At 68.1% G+C, this 17,439-nt stretch carries 19 protein-coding genes and 1 tRNA gene; 9 read left to right on the forward strand and 11 right to left on the reverse strand.

Annotation, left to right across the window (positions count from 1 at the left end; translation table 11 throughout):
• The first annotated feature begins 169 nt into the window (after window positions 1-169).
• Window positions 170-844 (forward strand): Crp/Fnr family transcriptional regulator, encoded by a 675-nt coding sequence (locus ACFUEJ_RS16970; RefSeq protein WP_004022089.1) that lies wholly within the window; start codon window positions 170-172, stop codon window positions 842-844.
• A 162-nt stretch (window positions 845-1,006) separates the two neighbouring features.
• Here the strand turns inward: ACFUEJ_RS16970 and ACFUEJ_RS16975 are convergent, their stop codons facing one another.
• The 8 genes from ACFUEJ_RS16975 to ACFUEJ_RS17010 all read right to left on the reverse strand — a co-directional run bounded on the left by ACFUEJ_RS16975 (window position 1,007) and on the right by ACFUEJ_RS17010 (window position 7,731).
• The gene (locus tag ACFUEJ_RS16975; protein WP_388030736.1) at window positions 1,007-1,828 is read right to left on the reverse strand and encodes an MBL fold metallo-hydrolase; all 822 of its coding nucleotides are present in this window, start codon (window positions 1,826-1,828) and stop codon (window positions 1,007-1,009) included.
• A gap of 77 nt (window positions 1,829-1,905) precedes the next feature.
• Window positions 1,906-3,048 carry a flotillin family protein gene (locus ACFUEJ_RS16980; protein WP_058251087.1) on the reverse strand — a complete coding sequence of 381 codons (1,143 nt, stop codon included), beginning with the start codon at window positions 3,046-3,048 and terminating at the stop codon, window positions 1,906-1,908.
• A 77-nt stretch (window positions 3,049-3,125) separates the two neighbouring features.
• Window positions 3,126-3,362: a hypothetical protein gene (locus tag ACFUEJ_RS16985; protein WP_058251086.1), complete on the reverse strand. Its 237-nt coding sequence runs from the start codon at window positions 3,360-3,362 to the stop codon at window positions 3,126-3,128.
• Window positions 3,363-3,402: 40 nt separating this feature from the next.
• A complete protein-coding gene (locus ACFUEJ_RS16990) occupies window positions 3,403-4,638 on the reverse strand; it encodes an MFS transporter (RefSeq protein WP_388030740.1) in 1,236 nt (411 codons plus the stop codon).
• Complete coding sequence (locus ACFUEJ_RS16995; protein WP_388030743.1) at window positions 4,635-6,134, reverse strand: MFS transporter; 1,500 nt, start codon at window positions 6,132-6,134, stop codon at window positions 4,635-4,637. Before ACFUEJ_RS16995 ends, ACFUEJ_RS16990 begins: the two co-directional genes overlap by 4 nt.
• A gap of 187 nt (window positions 6,135-6,321) precedes the next feature.
• Window positions 6,322-7,083, reverse strand: coding sequence for a TSUP family transporter (locus tag ACFUEJ_RS17000; protein ID WP_388030746.1), 762 nt, complete (start codon window positions 7,081-7,083; stop codon window positions 6,322-6,324).
• 8 nt (window positions 7,084-7,091) lie between these two features.
• The gene (locus ACFUEJ_RS17005; RefSeq protein WP_388030749.1) at window positions 7,092-7,565 is read right to left on the reverse strand and encodes a RidA family protein; all 474 of its coding nucleotides are present in this window, start codon (window positions 7,563-7,565) and stop codon (window positions 7,092-7,094) included.
• Window position 7,566: 1 nt separating this feature from the next.
• Window positions 7,567-7,731 carry a DUF4177 domain-containing protein gene (locus ACFUEJ_RS17010; protein ID WP_004022081.1) on the reverse strand — a complete coding sequence of 55 codons (165 nt, stop codon included), beginning with the start codon at window positions 7,729-7,731 and terminating at the stop codon, window positions 7,567-7,569.
• 43 nt (window positions 7,732-7,774) lie between these two features.
• Between ACFUEJ_RS17010 and ACFUEJ_RS17015 the strand changes: the two genes are divergently transcribed.
• Both ACFUEJ_RS17015 and ACFUEJ_RS17020 read left to right on the forward strand, forming a co-directional pair.
• Window positions 7,775-8,845, forward strand: coding sequence for an ArsA-related P-loop ATPase (locus tag ACFUEJ_RS17015; RefSeq protein ID WP_137808650.1), 1,071 nt, complete (start codon window positions 7,775-7,777; stop codon window positions 8,843-8,845).
• Window positions 8,845-9,939, forward strand: a complete 1,095-nt coding sequence (locus ACFUEJ_RS17020) for an ArsA family ATPase (RefSeq protein ID WP_058251081.1) — start codon at window positions 8,845-8,847, stop codon at window positions 9,937-9,939. Before ACFUEJ_RS17015 ends, ACFUEJ_RS17020 begins: the two co-directional genes overlap by 1 nt.
• 181 nt (window positions 9,940-10,120) lie before the next feature.
• Here ACFUEJ_RS17020 and ACFUEJ_RS17025 read toward each other — a convergent pair whose 3' ends face one another.
• The gene (locus ACFUEJ_RS17025) at window positions 10,121-10,429 is read right to left on the reverse strand and encodes a WhiB family transcriptional regulator (RefSeq protein ID WP_004022078.1); all 309 of its coding nucleotides are present in this window, start codon (window positions 10,427-10,429) and stop codon (window positions 10,121-10,123) included.
• Window positions 10,430-10,751: 322 nt separating this feature from the next.
• Here ACFUEJ_RS17025 and ACFUEJ_RS17030 point away from each other — a divergent pair, with 322 nt between their 5' ends.
• From ACFUEJ_RS17030 to ACFUEJ_RS17045, 4 genes are all read left to right on the forward strand, one after another.
• Window positions 10,752-13,199 (forward strand): penicillin-binding protein, encoded by a 2,448-nt coding sequence (locus ACFUEJ_RS17030; RefSeq protein WP_388030777.1) that lies wholly within the window; start codon window positions 10,752-10,754, stop codon window positions 13,197-13,199.
• 84 nt (window positions 13,200-13,283) lie between these two features.
• Window positions 13,284-14,291, forward strand: a complete 1,008-nt coding sequence (locus ACFUEJ_RS17035; protein WP_058251079.1) for a metallophosphoesterase — start codon at window positions 13,284-13,286, stop codon at window positions 14,289-14,291.
• Window positions 14,288-15,013 (forward strand): haloacid dehalogenase type II, encoded by a 726-nt coding sequence (locus ACFUEJ_RS17040; protein ID WP_058251078.1) that lies wholly within the window; start codon window positions 14,288-14,290, stop codon window positions 15,011-15,013. The genes ACFUEJ_RS17035 and ACFUEJ_RS17040 overlap by 4 nt, the downstream gene beginning before the upstream one ends.
• Window positions 15,010-15,204: a hypothetical protein gene (locus tag ACFUEJ_RS17045; protein WP_058251077.1), complete on the forward strand. Its 195-nt coding sequence runs from the start codon at window positions 15,010-15,012 to the stop codon at window positions 15,202-15,204. The genes ACFUEJ_RS17040 and ACFUEJ_RS17045 overlap by 4 nt, the downstream gene beginning before the upstream one ends.
• A gap of 71 nt (window positions 15,205-15,275) precedes the next feature.
• Here ACFUEJ_RS17045 and ACFUEJ_RS17050 read toward each other — a convergent pair.
• A tRNA-Pro gene (locus ACFUEJ_RS17050) sits at window positions 15,276-15,349 on the reverse strand.
• 199 nt (window positions 15,350-15,548) lie between these two features.
• Between ACFUEJ_RS17050 and ACFUEJ_RS17055 the strand changes: the two genes are divergently transcribed.
• Complete coding sequence (locus ACFUEJ_RS17055; RefSeq protein ID WP_058251076.1) at window positions 15,549-15,974, forward strand: hypothetical protein; 426 nt, start codon at window positions 15,549-15,551, stop codon at window positions 15,972-15,974.
• Window positions 15,975-16,117: 143 nt separating this feature from the next.
• Complete coding sequence (locus tag ACFUEJ_RS17060; RefSeq protein ID WP_058251075.1) at window positions 16,118-16,732, forward strand: lipocalin family protein; 615 nt, start codon at window positions 16,118-16,120, stop codon at window positions 16,730-16,732.
• Window positions 16,733-16,796: 64 nt separating this feature from the next.
• On the opposite strand, the gene ACFUEJ_RS17065 is transcribed toward ACFUEJ_RS17060, so the two are convergent.
• The gene (locus ACFUEJ_RS17065) at window positions 16,797-17,240 is read right to left on the reverse strand and encodes a helix-turn-helix transcriptional regulator (RefSeq protein WP_058251150.1); all 444 of its coding nucleotides are present in this window, start codon (window positions 17,238-17,240) and stop codon (window positions 16,797-16,799) included.
• Window positions 17,241-17,439 lie beyond the last annotated feature (199 nt).

The raw sequence follows: 17,439 nt of genomic DNA on the forward strand, positions 1-17,439 counted from the left end.
GCCGCCCCCGCTTCCGTACCGCCCGACCACCGCGTCGACACTCCGCCAATCGGACACACCCGCAATGAGCTTCCAGTGACCCATCCAACACATATGCTTGTGCGCGGGGTAGCGTAGCCAACGGCGCGATCTGACGCGGGCTGTAGAGGATTCGAGAAAGGTTCCCTAGGTGGAAGAAGTACTGGCGCGGGCGGGCATATTCCAGGGCGTCGAGCCCTCGGCCGTCGCGGCGCTGACCAAGCAGCTTCAGCCCGTCGACTTCCCTCGCGGACACGTGATCTTCCACGAAGGCGAGCCCGGCGATCGGCTCTACATCATCATGTCCGGCAAGGTGAAGGTCGGCCGACGCTCGCCCGACGGACGCGAGAACCTGCTGACGATCATGGGCCCGTCCGACATGTTCGGCGAACTCTCCATCTTCGATCCCGGCCCCCGAACCTCGTCGGCGACGACGGTCACCGAGGTCCGCGCGGTGTCGATGGACCGTGACGCGCTGAAGGCGTGGATCAAGGACCGTCCGGAGATCGCCGAGCAGCTGCTGCGCGTGCTGGCACGCCGCTTGCGCCGCACCAACAACAACCTCGCCGACCTCATCTTCACCGACGTGCCCGGTCGCGTCGCCAAGCAGCTCCTGCAACTCGCGCAGCGCTTCGGCACCCAGGAGGGCGGCGCGCTGCGCGTCACCCACGACCTGACCCAGGAAGAGATCGCCCAGCTCGTCGGCGCATCGCGCGAGACCGTCAACAAGGCGCTCGCCGACTTCGCCCAGCGCGGATGGCTGCGCCTCGAGGGCAAGAGCGTGCTCATCGCCGACTCCGAGCGTCTCGCGCGCCGCGCGCGCTGACTCGAGTTCACCACGAAGCCGCTCGCTCCTCCGGGAGCGGGCGGCTTTGCTTCTCCCCGCTCCCGGAGGTGCGAGCGGCGTTGCTCCTCCCCGCTCCCTGAGGTGCGAGCGGCGTTGCTCCTCCCCGCTCCCTGAGGTGCGAGCGAAGCGAGCCTCGAAGGGTCAGGCTTCGCGCAAATACTCCAACTGTGCCTGCACCGACATCCGCGCGGCGGGCCACAGCTTCTTGTCGACGTCGGAGTACACCTTGCGCACCACCTTCATCGGCTTTGCGTCGCGGGCCGAGACACCCATCGTGTCCAGAGCGGCGACGATCTGGTCGATCCGCTCCTCACGATGCGCCTTGTAGTACCGCGCGACGGGGCCCAGATCGGGGTGGTCCGGACCGTGCGCCGGGAGGAGTGCCGCCCCTTCCCCTTCGACGATCAGGCGGTTCAGCGAGTTCAGATAGTCGCGCAACCCGCCGTCGGCTGGATCGAGCACGGTCGTGCCACTCCCGAGGATCGTGTCGCCGGTCAGGACCGCACGCTGTCCGTCGTGTTCGACGAGGAAGCTGACGGAATCCCCCGTATGTCCCGGGGTGAACAGCACCGTGATCCGCAGACCCGCGGCCTCGATCACCTCACGATCCCGCAGTGGCGCCCCGTTGCGGCAGTGCTTCTCCAACCGAGCGCGTACCGGCGCACCCGTGCGCTTGTGCAGGCGCGACACCCCGCCGGTGTGGTCGAAGTGCCGGTGGGTCACCAAGACCAGTGCGACCCCGGGCAATTCGGCGAGGCGCCGGGCGTGGTGTTTGTACTTCGGCGGTCCCGGGTCGACGACCACGCATTCCTCGCTGCCGGGAGCGCGCAGCACGTAGGTGTTCGTGCCGTCGAGTTCCATCATCCCGGAGTTGTCGCACAGCAGGACCGACGCGAAGGGGGTCACTTCCCGCAGCACCCCGTAGGCAGGGTGCGTGGGTGCGGCGTCGTTCGGTGAGCTCATGGTCCCCGAGCCTATCCACTCGGTGCGAGGAACCGGGCGAAGCCCGACGATCCGACCATGCCGAGTCGATCCCCGGGTCAGACCCCGCCGACCGTCGCACCGTTCACGGACTGCTCGCCGGCCGACCCGTCCACCACCGTGGGCGCCACCTGATCCTGCAGGCTGCGCAGCAGCGCGGCGCCCTGGGTGATCACACCGGTCATGATCTCGTTGACGCCCTCGGCCCCGTTGTACACGGTGAGGTTCGCGGTGCTGAGGCCCTTGGCGACCTCGCCGACAAGCGTGGGCAGGGCCTCGATGAGCTGCTGATCGAGGGCGATGCGGTTGTGCTGTGCGGCGGCCGCCGACTGGATCTCGACCGCCTTGGCCTCCGCCTCGGCGATGATCTGTCGTCGTAGCGCCTCGGCCTCGGCCGGTTTCACCACTTCGGAGATCAGTTCCTGTTCACGGAGTTCGGCCTGCGCCTGCGCGAGCACGGACTGTTCGCGGATGACCTCCTGGTTGACCCGCGCCTGCGCGAGCGGACCGGCCTGGGCGGCTTCGGCATTGGCCTTGTCGGTCTCGGCCTTGATCGCAGCCCGCTTGATCGCGGTCTCCCGCTCGTAGTCGGCCTGGTTCCGCAGCGACTCCTGCTGCGCCTTCGCCGACTCCTGGTCGGCGCGAGCACGTTCGACCGCCGCCTCGCGCTGCACCTTGGCGATGTTCGGGGCAGCCAGCGCGTTGATGTAACCGGAATCCATGTCGTCGATCGACTGGATCTGGAACGAGTCGACGACGAGACCGATCGATCCCATCTCACGCTTGGACGCGTCGAGCACCTGACGGGCCAGGGTGTCGCGCTCGCGGATGATCTGCTCGACGGTCATCGAGCCCACGATGGAACGCAGGTGACCCGAGAAGATCTGTCCGGTCAGTTGATTCATCTCGTTCTCCTGCTCAGAGATGAAGCGCTGTCCGGCGTTGACGATCGACGCCACGTCATTGCCGACCTTGTGGGCGATGACCGCCCGCACGTTGAGTTGGATGCCCTGGGTCGTCACACAGACCTCGCGGATCGTCGCCTCGTGCAACGCCATCGACAGGAAACGGACCTTCCGGAAGAAGGGCATGACCCACTTCCCGTGCCCGACGACGACCACGAACGGCGCATCGTCGAAGTCGGACTTGGCGCCGGAGATCAGCATCGCCTCGTCGGGTTCGGGAACGTAGTAGCCGAGCATGGTCTCTCCTCGAGCGGCAGGCGGTATGGGTCGACGTCAGATCCTGCCGCATCCGGGACGTTTCGACGATCGGTTGTTCACATGGTTCGGTTCGCCGTGCCCGGCACCGGTACCCATGGCTCGACGTCGACGACTCGGCCGGAACGTTCGGCGATGACCAGTACGGGCGCGTCGAGCCCGATCGGCGCGGCGGCGCGTGCGAGGAACCGCTCGGTTCCGCCGGCCAACGGCAGTTCGATCTCCCCGAGGAGTTCGCCGCCCGGTATCGACATCGTCACCGTCCCGGTACGCCCGACGAGTTGCGATGCTGCCATCCGACGCCCTCCCTGGGGTCCCCGATCCGTGTGTCGAACCCTAGGCCACGGCGGTCCGTCGTCGGTCGCGGACACCGTCGAGCACCACGTAGGCCGCCGTCAGCACCGCGATCACGGCGGCGGCGAGCACCAGCACCCCGTAGCCGAAGACCCCGACGACGAGTCCGGAGAGCGCGCCCGCCGCCGCGCCGGCCAGACTCATCGCGGTGTCCGAAACCCCCTGCGCCGGTGCGCGTCGCGCGGTGTCGACACTGTCGGTGAGGAGCGTGGAGGCCGCCACGGTCGACGCCGACCATCCCACGCCGAGCAGGACCAGCGCGACGACGAGACCCGTCTGAGATTCCGCGAAGACGAATCCGACGACGCAGCTGACGACGAGTGTCGCCTGACCGCCGAGGATCACCGGGATCCGGCCGGTCCGGTCGGCGAGCAGGCCCATCACCGGTGCGAGCGCGTACATCCCGGCGATGTGCGCGCTGATCGACAGGCCGACCAGCGTCACCGAGGCGCCCCCGTGATGCATGCGGACCGGCGTCAGCGCCATCACCCCGACCATGACCGCGTGCGCCAACACCACCGCGGCCATCGCGGCCCGCGCCGGCGGCGAGTGCGTGATCGCCGAGAGCCCCTCGGCCAGCGACGCTTTGACACGACCCCCGTCCGTGTCGCCGGTCGCCACGACCAGCGGGTCGGGGCGGAGGCCGACGAACAGCACGGCCGCCGCCCCGAGGCACCCGACCGCACCCACGAGGAACGGTCCCGACAGATCGGCCATCGCGAACCACCCGGCGACGGTGGCGCCGATCGGGACCACCGCCGGCCCGATCACCGCGCCGACCATCGTCGTCCACACCACGAGCGAGAGGTCGCGGCCACGAGTGCCGGCCGACGACAGATCCGTTGCCGCGAAACGTGCCTGCAGGCTCACCGCGGTGCCCGACCCCACCCCGGCCATCCCGACGAGCATCAACGCGAACCAGCCGCGATCGACGGCGGCGGCCACGACCAGCGAACCGGCCCCGGCGATCACCAGGCCCGTGGTCAACGCGGGACGCCGCCCGCGTCCGGCGGCCAGTGACGCCAACGGGAGACCGGCGGCCGCGGCCCCCAGCGTGACCACGGTCGTCGGTATGCCGGCCAGGGACGCCGTTCCCGACAGTTCCTCACCGAGGATCGCCCCGAGCGCCAGGGCTCCGCCCATCGACAGGCCGGCCAGGATCTGGGCCGTGCACAGCAGGACGATGGTCCGCCGTTGCAGAGCGACGTTCGCACTCATGATCGCGGACGACCGGGTCTGCTCCGCATCCGCAGCGAATTGATCGTGCCGAGAACACCCGCAGCGAGTGGGACCAGCAACGCCACCTGTAGCGCGACCGGCCGGACTTCGGTGTTGATCCGGATGATCTCGTCGCTTACGTCCGTGGGCTGCCCGGCCAGCAACTCGGTCAGTTGTGTATTGCTCATGACCTGTGCGTCGTCGTCGAGCACCTGCGCCACCCGCTGCTGTTCCGCGGGCGCCAGGACCTCGCTGGACTCTGCCTCGCGCGCGAATCCGAAGGCGAGCGAGGCCAACAGGATCGCACCGGCACTCGCGAGTCCGAAAGACAGACCGAATGATCCGGCCGCAGAGTTGGTTCCGGCCGCCTCGCTCACACGCTCGTCGCTCATCGGCCCGAGCGTGTAGTCGTTCAGCTGCGAGACGAGCAGCCCCAGGCCGGCACCCGCCACGACGAGTGGCACGACGAGACCCCAGCCGAAGTCCGCCCGAGGCACTATCGGGAGCAGAACCGCGACCCCGAGCGTGAGCAAGCCGAAACCGATGAGCACCACCGTCGACGGGGGCCGGGTGTGTGTCCGCCGACCGGCGACCAGCGCGACCGCGAACATGCTGAGCGACAGGGGCGCCAGGGACAACCCGGCCTCCATGGCGTCGTACTCGAGGACCATCTGCAGATAGATCGGCAGCGAGATCATGATGCCGCCGAGAGCGATCTGCTGCAGCAACTGCTGGCTGACGCCCAGGCGGAACGGCTTGGAGCGAAACAGGTCCGGGTCCAATAGCGTGGGCCGCCCGGCGCGCCGCCGGCGGGTCAGCCACCAGGTCAGCCCGCCCAGACCCGCGGCACCCAGGACCAGCAGGATGCCGACGGCCTCACCGCCCTCCTGCCAGACGAGGATCCCCAGCACGACCCCACCCATTCCCAGCACCGAGAGCAGCGCACCGATGGGGTCGACTCCCCGTGGACCCGTGTACTCGACGTCGCGGACCAAACCGATGCCGCACAACACGATCGCGATGATGACGACCTCACCGACGAAGGCGATCCGCCAGGACAGGTATGTGGTGATGAAACCGCCCAGGAGCGGGCCGACAGCGGCCGCGATCGCGGCGGCGGCGCCCACGAGGGCGTAGACCCGCTTCTGGTCGCCGCCGTGAAAGTTGCCGTGTACCAGCGACTGCATCGCGGGCAGGAGCAGGGAAGCCCCTATCCCGCCGACGATCGCCCAGAAGACGATGATCGTCGTGAGACCTTGTGCGAGCGCCATGGCCGACGCGCCCACGGCATAGGCGAGCAAACCGATCACGTAGGCCCGCCGGCGACCAATCAGATCCCCGACTTTGCCCCCGATCAGGATGAACGCGGCGGACACCAACGCCTCGAGGGCAATCGCCGACTGCACACCGCTAACGGTCGTGTCCAGATCACGGACCACCGCCGAGATCGACACATTCATGAACGAGGTGTCCACGACGAGAACGAACATCGCCATCGCGAGGAGCAGCGCGAGGACCCGCTGCTTTCCCGACAGCGGCGTCGCGGCCTCGGAAGCCGTCGAATCGCTGATGATGCACCGCCTCTACGACGATCGGGTCGCGACCCGTCCGCTGCGGGGTCGACGAGGAGAGCATAGTTCGGCCGATGCCGTTCCACAGCGCTGTCCGCCGAGTCCGGCCACCTCAGCCGACGATCAGGTCGTACCCGAGCTTCCCCACCATCACGACGACGACGGCCAGCAGGACCCACCGCACGAACGAACTGCCGCGGCCGATCGCCATGTGCGAGCCGATCTGGGCGCCGACAATGTTGGCGATGGCCAGGCCGAGACCCAAGAGCCACAGCACATTTCCCTGCAGGCCGAAGACCGTGAGGGCGCCGAGGTTGGTACCGGTGTTGATGACCTTCGCCATCGCCGAGCTCTCCAGGAAACTCGTCCCGACCAGCGCGGTCAGGCTGATGATCAGAAAGGTACCGGTCCCAGGACCCATCACCCCGTCGTAGAAGGCCACGACGACACCGGCCAGCACCAGACCCGCGATCGTCGAGACGCGCGAGCGCGGTCCCGTCGACGCGTCAGTCCCGAAGCCGGGATTGAGCGCGACGAACAGTCCGACGCCGACCAGCATGACCAGCGCGATCGGCGTGAAGATCTCGGTGGGCAGGACGACGGCCACCGTCGCGCCGAGGGCCGAGAAGGCGAGCGCCGCAACGAACACCGGGATCAGGCGACGAAGATCGATCCGGACGTGCCGCACGTAACGCCACGCTGCGGACGCGGTCCCGAAGACCGCCGCCAGCTTGTTGGTCCCCAGGGCCGTCGCGATCGGCAACCCCGGCTGGGCGATCAGCATCGCCGGGATCAGGACGAGGCCACCGCCGCCGACCACGGCGTCGACCCACCCGGCCGCGGCGGCTGCCACGACCAGCAGCGCGACGTCCAATGGAGACGTCAGGCCACTTCGACGATCAGTTCCACCTCGACCGGCGCACCGAGCGGGAGTTCGGCGACGCCGACCGCGGACCGGGCGTGCACACCGGCGTCGCCGAAGATCTCACCGAGGACGTCCGAAGCCCCGTTGATCACGGCCGGCTGACCGGTGAAGCCCGGTGCGGACGCGACGAACCCGACGACCTTGACCACCCGGACGACCGAGTCGATCCCGACGAGTGCGTGGATCGCGGCGAGCGCGTTCAGCGCGCAGACCCGGGCTGCTGCCGTCGCCTCGTCCGGCCGAACGACGCCTTCGGCGCCCTCGTGGACCTTGCCCCGCGCCGACAGTTCACCGTCGACGATGGGCAGCTGCCCCGAGGTGTAGACGAGGTTGCCGGTGCGCACGGCCGGGGTGTAGCTCGCCACCGGCGGCACCACGGACGGGAGTTCGACGCCCAATTCGGCCAGACGATCGGTCCACGTGGTCGCCATGTCAGCCCTTCGGTCGCTTCAGGTAGGCGACGTGTTGCTCGCCGGTGGGACCCGGCAGAACCGACACCAGTTCCCAACCGTCTGCGCCCCACTGATCGAGGATCTGCTTCGTGGCGTGCGTCAGCAGCGGCACGGTCACGTATTCCCACGCGGTGACTTCACTCATGGACTCACCCTATCTGGCGACGGTCAATGGATAAGGTGTTGCGGTGGCCAACGAACAGGGCTCACGATCCGGGTCGGGTGAGGCGCTCGATTCCGGCGTGACAGACAACTCCTCCGTCGCGCGCGAGAACGAGTGGCCGGCGGCCGCCGCGCGCGCTCGCCTGCACTTCGTGACGGGCAAGGGCGGCACCGGCAAGACCACGATCGCCGCGGCGCTCGCACTCGCGCTCGCCGCCGACGGCAAGAAGGTCCTCCTCGTCGAGACCGAGGGTCGCCAGGGCATCGCGCAGGTCTTCGACATCCCGCCGCTGCCACCCACCGACACCCGCATCGCGACCGCCGAGGGCGGCGGCGAGGTGTCCGCGCTGGCCATCGACATCGAGCACGCCCTTCTCGAGTACCTCGACATGTTCTACAACCTCGGCTTCGCCGGCCGCGCGATGAAGCGGATCGGCGCGATCGACTTCGTGACGACCGTCGCTCCCGGACTCCGCGACGTCCTGCTCACCGGCAAGATCAAAGAGCGCATCATCCACACCGACAAGCAGGGCAACCGCGTGTACGACGCGGTGGTCGTCGACGCGCCGCCGACCGGCCGGATCGGCAATTTCCTCGACGTCACCCAGGCCATGGCCGACCTCGCCAAGACCGGCCCGATCCGCAACCAGAGCGAAGGTGTCGTCCGCCTGCTCCACTCGGAGGAGACGATCATCCACCTGGTGACGCTCCTCGAGGCGATGCCGATCCAGGAGACGATCGAGGCGATCGACGAACTGCGGGGCAAGAACCTCAACCTCGGCAGTCTCGTCATCAACCGCGTCAGCGAACCCCACCTGCCGGCCGAGGTGATCGACGAGATCGCCGAAGGTCGGGTCGACGCAGGGCGTGTCGAGGACGGCCTCACCGCCGCCGGACTCAAGCTCGCCGACGGGGACCTGGCCGGCCTGCTCACCGAGACGATCGAGCACGCGACCCGCCTGCAGGCGCAGCAGATCGCAAAGGCGCAGCTCGACGAGGTGGAGATGCCGACACTCGAACTGCCGTCCCTCGGTGACGGCGTCGACCTGGGGTCGATCTATGAGCTGGCCAACCTCCTCCAGAAAGCGGGTGCGTGATGCCACTCGACCTCAAGATGGGCGCGGTGCTCACCGACCCCGCGACCCGCGTCGTGATCTGTTGCGGCGCAGGCGGAGTCGGCAAGACGACGACGGCTGCCGCGATGGCGATGTACGCCGCCGAACAGGGCCGGACCGTGGCCGTGCTGACGATCGACCCGGCCCGGCGCCTGGCGCAGTCGCTCGGGATGTCCGAACTCACCAACGACCCGCAGCCGGTCGCGATCGACGGCAAGGGCACGCTCGACGCGATGATGCTCGACATGCGGCGCACGTTCGACGAGATGGTGCTCGAGTACTCCACTCCCGAACGCGCCGAGGCGATCATGCAGAACGCCTTCTATCAGACGGTCGCCTCGTCGTTCTCCGGGACGCAGGAGTACATGGCGATGGAGAAGCTCGGCAAGCTTCTCGAGCAGGACCACTGGGACCTGATCGTCGTCGACACCCCGCCGTCGCGCAACGCACTGGACTTCCTCGACGCCCCGCAGCGGTTGGGGTCGTTCCTGTCCGGGCGTCTGATGAAGGTGCTGGTCGGCGGCGGTCGCGGCGTCGGCCGGATGGTGACCGGCGCGATGAGCCTGGCCATGCGGGGTGTCTCGACGATCATCGGCGGCGAGATGCTCCGCGACGTGGCGACCTTCGTGCAGTCACTGGACTCGATGTTCGGCGGCTTCCAGGACCGCGCCGCGAAGACCTATGCCCTGCTGAAACAGCCGGGCACCCAGTTCGCGGTGGTGGCTGCGGCCGAAGCCGATGCCCTGCGGGAGGCCGCGTTCTTCGTCGACCGCCTGTCCGAGGAGTCGATGCCGCTTGCCGGACTGATCCTCAACCGGACCCACCCGAACCTGACGTCGATCCACGAGGAGGCAGCGCTGGTCGCCCTCGAATCGGTCAACGACGAACTAGCTCGCGGTGTACTCCGGATTCACGCGGATCGGGCCGCCACCGGGAAGCGCGAACTCCATCTGCTGCAACGGTTCACGGCGTCGCACCCGCGGGTGCCGATCGTCGGGGTCCCGGCGCTGCCGTTCGAGGTGGCCGATGTGACCGCCCTGCGCGCGGTGGCCGAGCAGATCACCGGCCGCGGCTGATCACCGAGCGCGACCAGCAGTCACCCGCTGGTTGAGCAGGCGAGGAGCGTGCGACGAGCCGTTCCCCCCGCTGGTTGAGCAGGCGAGGCGTGCGCCGAGACCGCACCCTGCTGGTTGAGCAGGCGAGGAGCGTGCGACGAGCCGTGTCGAAACCACTCGACACGGCTCGGCGGAGAAGAGGTCAGACGGCGTCGCGATGACGCCGGCGCTGCGCGGCGAAGAACGCCGACCAGGACGTGACCTCGGGATGCTGGCGGAGGAGTGCGCGACGCTGACGTTCGGTCAGTCCGCCCCAGACGCCGAACTCGACGCGGTTGTCGAGTGCATCGGCACCGCATTCGAGCTGCACCGGGCAGTGGCGGCAGATCGTGGCGGCCTTGCGCTGAGCCGCGCCCCGCACGAACAGATCATCGGGGTCTCCCCCTCGACAACGCGCCTGAGCAACCCACGCCAAGCGATCCTCTTCGTTGGAAACTGCCGCTGTCGCCATCCGCCACCCCTACCTGTCGTATCTGCGTAGCTGCGAGAACGTCTCGACCTCGCTGCTCAAGCCACATTTGCAGCGAACTGTTAAGTGAGTCACATTCTGCACTCAATCTAGGGATCTGTGCTTGGGGGCGCAACCCCTGGAGCGAACAAAGTGGGACAACCGTGCAAACTCACCCGAACGGACGGCCCGCGGACGGCGGCCTCCGGCACCTCCGCCCGGCGACCCGCGGGCACCCCGACCGTCGGCTCGGGACCACGCTGCGCCGATGCCGCGGGCGAGGCAGGACGATGTTCGGAACCAACGCACGTATCCTGTCGGGGTGATGTCGAAGAAACTGTGGTCGCTGGCGTGGGCGATCCTGCTGGCCGGAGTTCTCGTCGCCGGCCTGCTCTACCCCGTGGCCAGCGGAATCGGCGTCGTCTCCAACCGGGCGGCGGCCGCTGTCGAGAACGTGTCCTCCGAACTGCTCAACGGCACGTTGCCGGAGGTCACCACGATGACCGACGTCGACGGGAAGCCGATCGCGGTGCTGTTCGACCAGTACCGGTATCAGGTCGGCTACAACGACATCTCGCCCGACATGATCCGGGCGATCATCTCCGTCGAGGACCGCCGGTTCCTGGAACACGACGGCGTCGACTGGAAGGGCACCATCCGTGCCGCGCTGAAGAACTCGTCGTCGGGCGAGGTCCAGCAGGGTGCGTCGACGCTCGACCAGCAGTACATCAAGAACTATCAGCTCCTGGTGCTCGCACGGACCGAGGCGGACCGCCAGGCCGCGATCGAGACCACGCCCGCGCGCAAGCTCCGCGAGGTGCGCATGGCGCTCACCCTCGAGCAGACCCTGATCGACCAGGCCAAACGCGACAAGGGACTCGACGACGCCGCCGCCAAGCAGGAGGCGAAGAAGCAGATCGTCACGCGGTACCTGAACGTCGTCCCGTTCGGCAACAACGCCTACGGCATCGAGGCCGCCGCGCAGACCTACTTCGGCATCCCCGCCAAGGACCTGCGGGTCGAGCAGGCCGCGTTGCTGGCCGGCATGGTGCAGTCCAGCTCCGCGCTGAATCCGTACTCGAACCCCGAAGCCTCCCTCGCGCGCCGGAACATCGTGCTGGACACGATGATCGACAACTTCCCGGAACGACGCGCCGAGCTCGTCGCGGCCAAGGAGGCACCCCTGGGCGTGCTCCCGAGTCCGCGGACCCCGACCCAGGGCTGCATCGCGGCCGACAACAACGGCTTCTTCTGCGACTACGCCCTTCAGTTCCTGGCCGAGAACGGCATGTCCCGCAACTCGGTCCTGCGCGGCGGCTACATCATCCAGACCACGCTCGACCCCGAGGTCCAGCGGTCCACGGTGCGGGCGGTGAAGAGTCAGGCCAGCCCGACCGCCGACGGCGTCGCCGACGTGATGAGCACCCTGCGTCCGGGCAAGAAATCGCACGACGTGCTCTCGATGGCGTCGAGCCGCGACTACGGTCTCGATCTCAACCGCGGCGAGACGATGCAGCCGCAACCCTTCTCGATGGTCGGCGACGGTGCCGGCTCGGTGTTCAAGATCTTCACCGTCGCCGCCGCGATGGAGAAGGGTCTCGGCGCCGGTTCCACCATCCCCGTCCCCGGGTCCATCGCCGTCGAGGGCATGGGCAACAGCGGCGGGGCCAACGGGTGTCCCGCCAATGCGTACTGCGTCAAGAACGACGGCCGCTACCCGGCGTCGATGTCGGTGACGAACGCCCTGGCACAGTCGCCGAACACCGCGTTCGTGAAGCTGCTGCAGCAGGTCGGCGTCAAACCGGCGGTCGACATGGCGGTCCGCCTGGGCCTGCGTTCGTACACCATCCCCGGGTCGTCGGGTTACGGCGAGAAGAGCATGGCCCAGTACGTCAAGGACGGGAACTTCGGCTCCTTCACCCTCGGCCCGCTGCCGCTCAACGGCCTCGAGCTCGCCAACGTCGCCGCCACCATCGCGTCGGGTGGCACCTGGTGCCCGCCCAACCCGATCAAGTCGATCAGCCAGATCAAGCGGGACCAGTACGGCAACCCGGTCATGGGACCGGACGGCCGGCGCGCCCTGACCGCGGTGCCGTTCACGCCACCGCCGTGCGAGCAGGTCGTGGACGAAGGCCTGGCGCACTCGCTGGCCAACGCCATGAGCAAGGACGACGTGGGCGCCGGCACCGCGGCCGGTGCCGCGGGCTCCGCGGGCTGGACGCTGCCGATGTCGGGTAAGACCGGCACGACGGAAGCGCACCGCTCCTCGGCATTCGTCGGGTTCACCAACCAGATCGCCGGCGCCGCGTACGTCTACAGCGACGGCCCGAACCCGCAGGGCGTCTGCAGCAGTCCGCTGCGCTCCTGCTACGACGGCGACCTCTACGGCGGCATGGAACCGGCGCGCACCTGGTTCCAGGCCGTCAAACCGGTGGCGACGAAGTTCGGCCCCGTCAGCCTGCCCCCGATCGACCGCGAGTACTGGAACGGCAGCGACCGGGGCCGTATCCCGCAGGTCAGCGGCCTGCCCGCCAGCGAGGCCACATCGCGCCTGCAGGGTGCCGGGTTCAAGGTCAGCGAGCTCGACGTGGACAGCGGACGCCCGCAGGGCACCGTGGTCTTCACCGCACCGTCCGACTCGGCCATGCCCGGCAGCACCGTGACGATCTACGTCAGCAACGGCCGCCGCGCCGGCGGGGACGAGGGCGGCCCCACCGAGACCACCGTCGTGGTACCCGGTGTCGGCCCGGTGGTGATCCAGCTACCCGGCTGACCCGCGATCAGACAATCGACGCCCCGCCCGCGCTGCTCACGAAACCGGGGCGGGATCGTCGTGGGGGATGCGTATTCTGGGGTGATGCAGCACTCCGAACTCGACATCGCACGCCTCGGCATCTCTCGCCTCGGTCCGTCCGGTTCCGGGGTACCCGCGCGCGCTCTGGCCGGCGCGGCGGGACTCGCCGCCGCCGGACTGCTCTACTCGACGGTGATCGAGCGCAACGCCTTTGCGTTGCGACACACGACGCTGTCCGTTCTCGAACCGGGCGCCTCGCCGTTACGTGTCCTGCACATCAGCGACCTGCACATGATGCCCAACCAACGCCTCAAGCAGGCGTGGATCGCCGAGCTCGAGGCGCTCGAACCCGACCTTGTCGTCAACACCGGGGACAACCTCGCGCACCCGCAGGCCGTGCCGTCGGTCATCCAGTCGCTCGGTGGGTTGTTGTCGCGGCCCGGCCTGTTCGTCTTCGGGTCCAACGACTATTTCGGCCCCAAGCCGAAGAATCCGTTCAAGTACTTCAAGAAGGACCATCAGCGCACGCACGGCGAGCCCCTGCCGTGGCAGGATCTGCGTGCGGCGTTCACCGAGCGTGGATGGCTCGACGCGACGCACACGGTCCGCGAGCTGGAGGTCAGCGGCGTGCGGGTCGTCGCGGCCGGCGTCGACGATCCCCACATCGAGCGAGACCGCTACGAGACGATCGCGGGCCGCCCGAACCCGCTGGCACACTTGCGGCTCGGACTCACCCACTCCCCCGAACCGCGGGTCCTCGACCGGTTCGCCGCGGACGGCTACGACCTCGTGATGGCCGGACACACGCACGGCGGCCAGCTCTGCCTGCCGTTCTTCGGCGCGTTGGTGACGAACTGCCAGTTGGATCGCTCCCGGGTCAAGGGTCCGTCGAGCTGGGGGTCGTCGATGAAGCTCCACGTGAGTGCGGGTCTGGGCACGTCCCCGTACGCCCCGGCACGCTTCTGCTGCCGCCCCGAGGCCAGCCTGCTCACCCTCACACCTGTGTCGCACGGTGATGCCGACTACGACGCCGACCAGTCGCTCCCGCAGCTGGCCCGGGAGACCATGTGAGCGTTGACCTTCATCCCCGCGTGAAGGTCCTGGCGTTCGACACCTTCGGGACGGTCACCGACTGGTTCACCGGGATCTCCGGCGCCGTCGGCGCGATCGCACCGGAGGTCGACGCAGCGGCGTTCGCGAAGGAGTGGCGACGCCGGTACTCGCCGATCCTGGCTCGCGTGGAATCCGGCGAACTGCCGTGGCGTCGCCTCGACGACCTGCAGACCGAGACGCTGCACGACGTCGCCTCGCTGTTTGCACTGACACTCGACGACGATCAGGCCCGCACCCTCGTCCGTGCGTGGCGGACGATTCCGGCCTGGCCGGACGCGGTCGAGGGTCTGCAACTCCTCAAACGCGATCACATCGTCTGCGCACTGAGCAACGGCACTGTCGCACTGCTCACCGACATGGCCCGGTACAACGCGTTCCCCTGGGACGTGATCGGCGGGTCCGACCTCTGGCGGCACTACAAACCTGCGCGCGAGACCTACTGCGGGCTGGCGGATCTGCTCGAGGTGGAGCCCGCCGAGGTGATGATGGTGGCCACCCACCAGAGCGATCTCGACGCCGCGCGCTCCTTCGGCCTGCGGACGGCCTTCGTCGAGCGGCCGGACGAGTGGGGCGGGGACGAGAAGGATGATTCCGGCTCGCCGGACAACGACTTCCACGCGACGGATCTCCTCGACCTCGCGCGGCAGCTGAGCCCGTCGGTGACCGGCCCGTCCCGATGACACTCGACGACCTGCTGCGCTGGGAGGATTCGGGGGCGTCGTGGCGGGTGGTCCATCACGGACCGGATGGAATCACCCTGGGTCTGCTGCGCTGCGACGGTGGCGAGGAGGTGGACCGCGTCGTCACCGACGATCCGATCATCCTGGCCCACATCGGTGGCCGGTCGTCGTCGGCCGAGGAACCGGAGTGACCCCGCAGAGACGAGGAGACCCCGACCGGATTTCTCCAGGTCAGGGTCTCTTCTGCAATCTCAACCTTGCGTCGGGGTGGCGGGATTCGAACCCACGACCTCTTCGTCCCGAACGAAGCGCGCTACCAAGCTGCGCCACACCCCGTGTGTAGCCTGCGATAGCTTATACCCCGCCCCGGCCGACTACTAAATCGCCTGGTCAAAGATGTGCCCGGTGTGGCTGAAACCCGTGCGAAGTAGCGTCGCACATCCCATCCTTGATGTGGTCCATCCGTACCAGTGCTGCCGCGCCGTCGGTCGGGACCAAGGAATCGGCGTACAACCACTGAAAGGACACGCCAACCATGAGCGCTTCCCCCGATCAGCAGGCCAACTCGTCTGCCAAGCAGGGTTTCGCCTTCGGTATCGCGATCGTGGCCGCCGCGCTGCTCTTCGTGGCCGGCTTGGTCTCGATCTTCCAGGGCATCTCGGCCATCGCGAACGACGATTTGTTCGTCGCCGGCCAGAACTACATCTTCGAGTTCGACCTCACCACCTGGGGCTGGATCCACCTGATCCTCGGCATCGTCGGGGTCCTCGTCGCCGGCGGTCTCGCGGTGGGCGCCGACTGGGCGCGGATCTCTGCGATCATCATCGCCTCGCTGTCGATCATCGCCCAGTTCCTGTGGCTTCCTTACTACCCGGCGTGGGCCATCCTGATCATCGTGCTGGACCTGATCGTGATCTGGGCTGTCTCCACCTGGAACCCCAACAACGAATACAACCTGTGACCGACCGCTCTGACGCAGTGACGACACTTCGCTGAGACGAGGGCTGCGGGGGTAACCAATCCACGACGCGCATGCGGTCCGAATCGTCTGGTGACGCTGCTCCACCTGGGCGGCGCGACGACGAACCGCCCGAAAGGAACACCATGCGCATCACCCGGTCCCTCGCAGCCCTTGTCGCCGGCGTCCTCCTCAGCGTCGGCTTCGCCGCCGGGACGGGTCCGGCGCAAGCCGCACCGCTGGCCCCCGTGGCGAAGGTCGAGGTGGATCGCTACCTCGGCAAGTGGTGGCAGCTCGCCACCGTGCCGTCTTTCTTCGGGGTCACCTGCGCCCGGGACACCAGCGCGACCTACACCTATATCGACGCCAAGACGATCGGCGTCGACAACCGCTGCACCGGGCCCACCGGCATGCGTGGTGGCGTCGTCGGCCGTGCGACGGTCGTCGACCCGCAGACCAATGCCCAACTGAGCGTCCGGTTCCCACAGACACCGGGCAGCATCAACCCGGGCGGCGCACCGAACTACATCGTCGCCTACCTCGAAGACGGGCCGGATCCCGCCGGGCCGTACCGGTACGCGGTCGTCGGGGACCCCTCGCGCGGATCGGGATTCCTGCTGTCGCGCGACAAGGTGGTCCCCAACTCGGAGTTGCGTCGCCTGACCAAGGAGATCGAGAAGGTCGGGTACAACCCGTGCGCGTTCCTCGTCTCGCCGACCACCGGTGGTCGCAGCGACTATTCACCGCTCTGCACGGTGTGACGGTCAACGCCATACGATGACGCGACTCCGGCGCAGACATGAAAAGGTCTGCGCCGGAGTTGTTTCAGCCGGCCTCGGCGTCCGGTCCCGACGCTGGCGCCATCCGGCGGAACTCGTCGGGGGTGCAGCCGAACTTCGACCGGAAGCGGTTGCGCATCGTCGCCGTCGAGGCGAATCCCGACGCGTGGGCGACGGCCTCGAGTTTCAGGTTGCCCGGACCCATGAGCAGCCCCTCCGCCCACTCCAGGCGTCGATCGGCGATCATCTCGGCGAGCGACGTGGTGCCACCGGCGAGCACCCGGTACAGGTGCCGGCGGCTCACGTGCAGGTGCCGGGCGACGACCTCCACACTGAAGTCGGGATCACGAAAATTCTGTTCGATGAGGTCGGCGACCGCGGCACGCAGGTACCGCTCACTCGTCCGGACGTCCGACCGTACTACACTCGAAACCGATTCCGGCACAACACGTATCGACTGAACGTCACGACCATTGAGGACTGCGGTCACCTGGGTTCCTTCCACGCGAGAGAATGCTCCCACCCGATACACGAGTTTATCGACGGTCACACCTGCGGTCTTGGGCCTTTGGTCCCACTTTCAAGGATCCCGGTCCCGCGATTGTGCTGCGCGACGCGAACTTCCGTGAGCGGCCATGACGGCGGAGTCGGTCAGTCGTCCAACTTCCCTGCCGGCCCGGACACTCGTC

The organism is Gordonia sp. NPDC057258 (assembly GCF_042668985.1).
Taxonomy (GTDB): Bacteria; Actinomycetota; Actinomycetes; order Mycobacteriales; family Mycobacteriaceae; genus Gordonia; species Gordonia hongkongensis.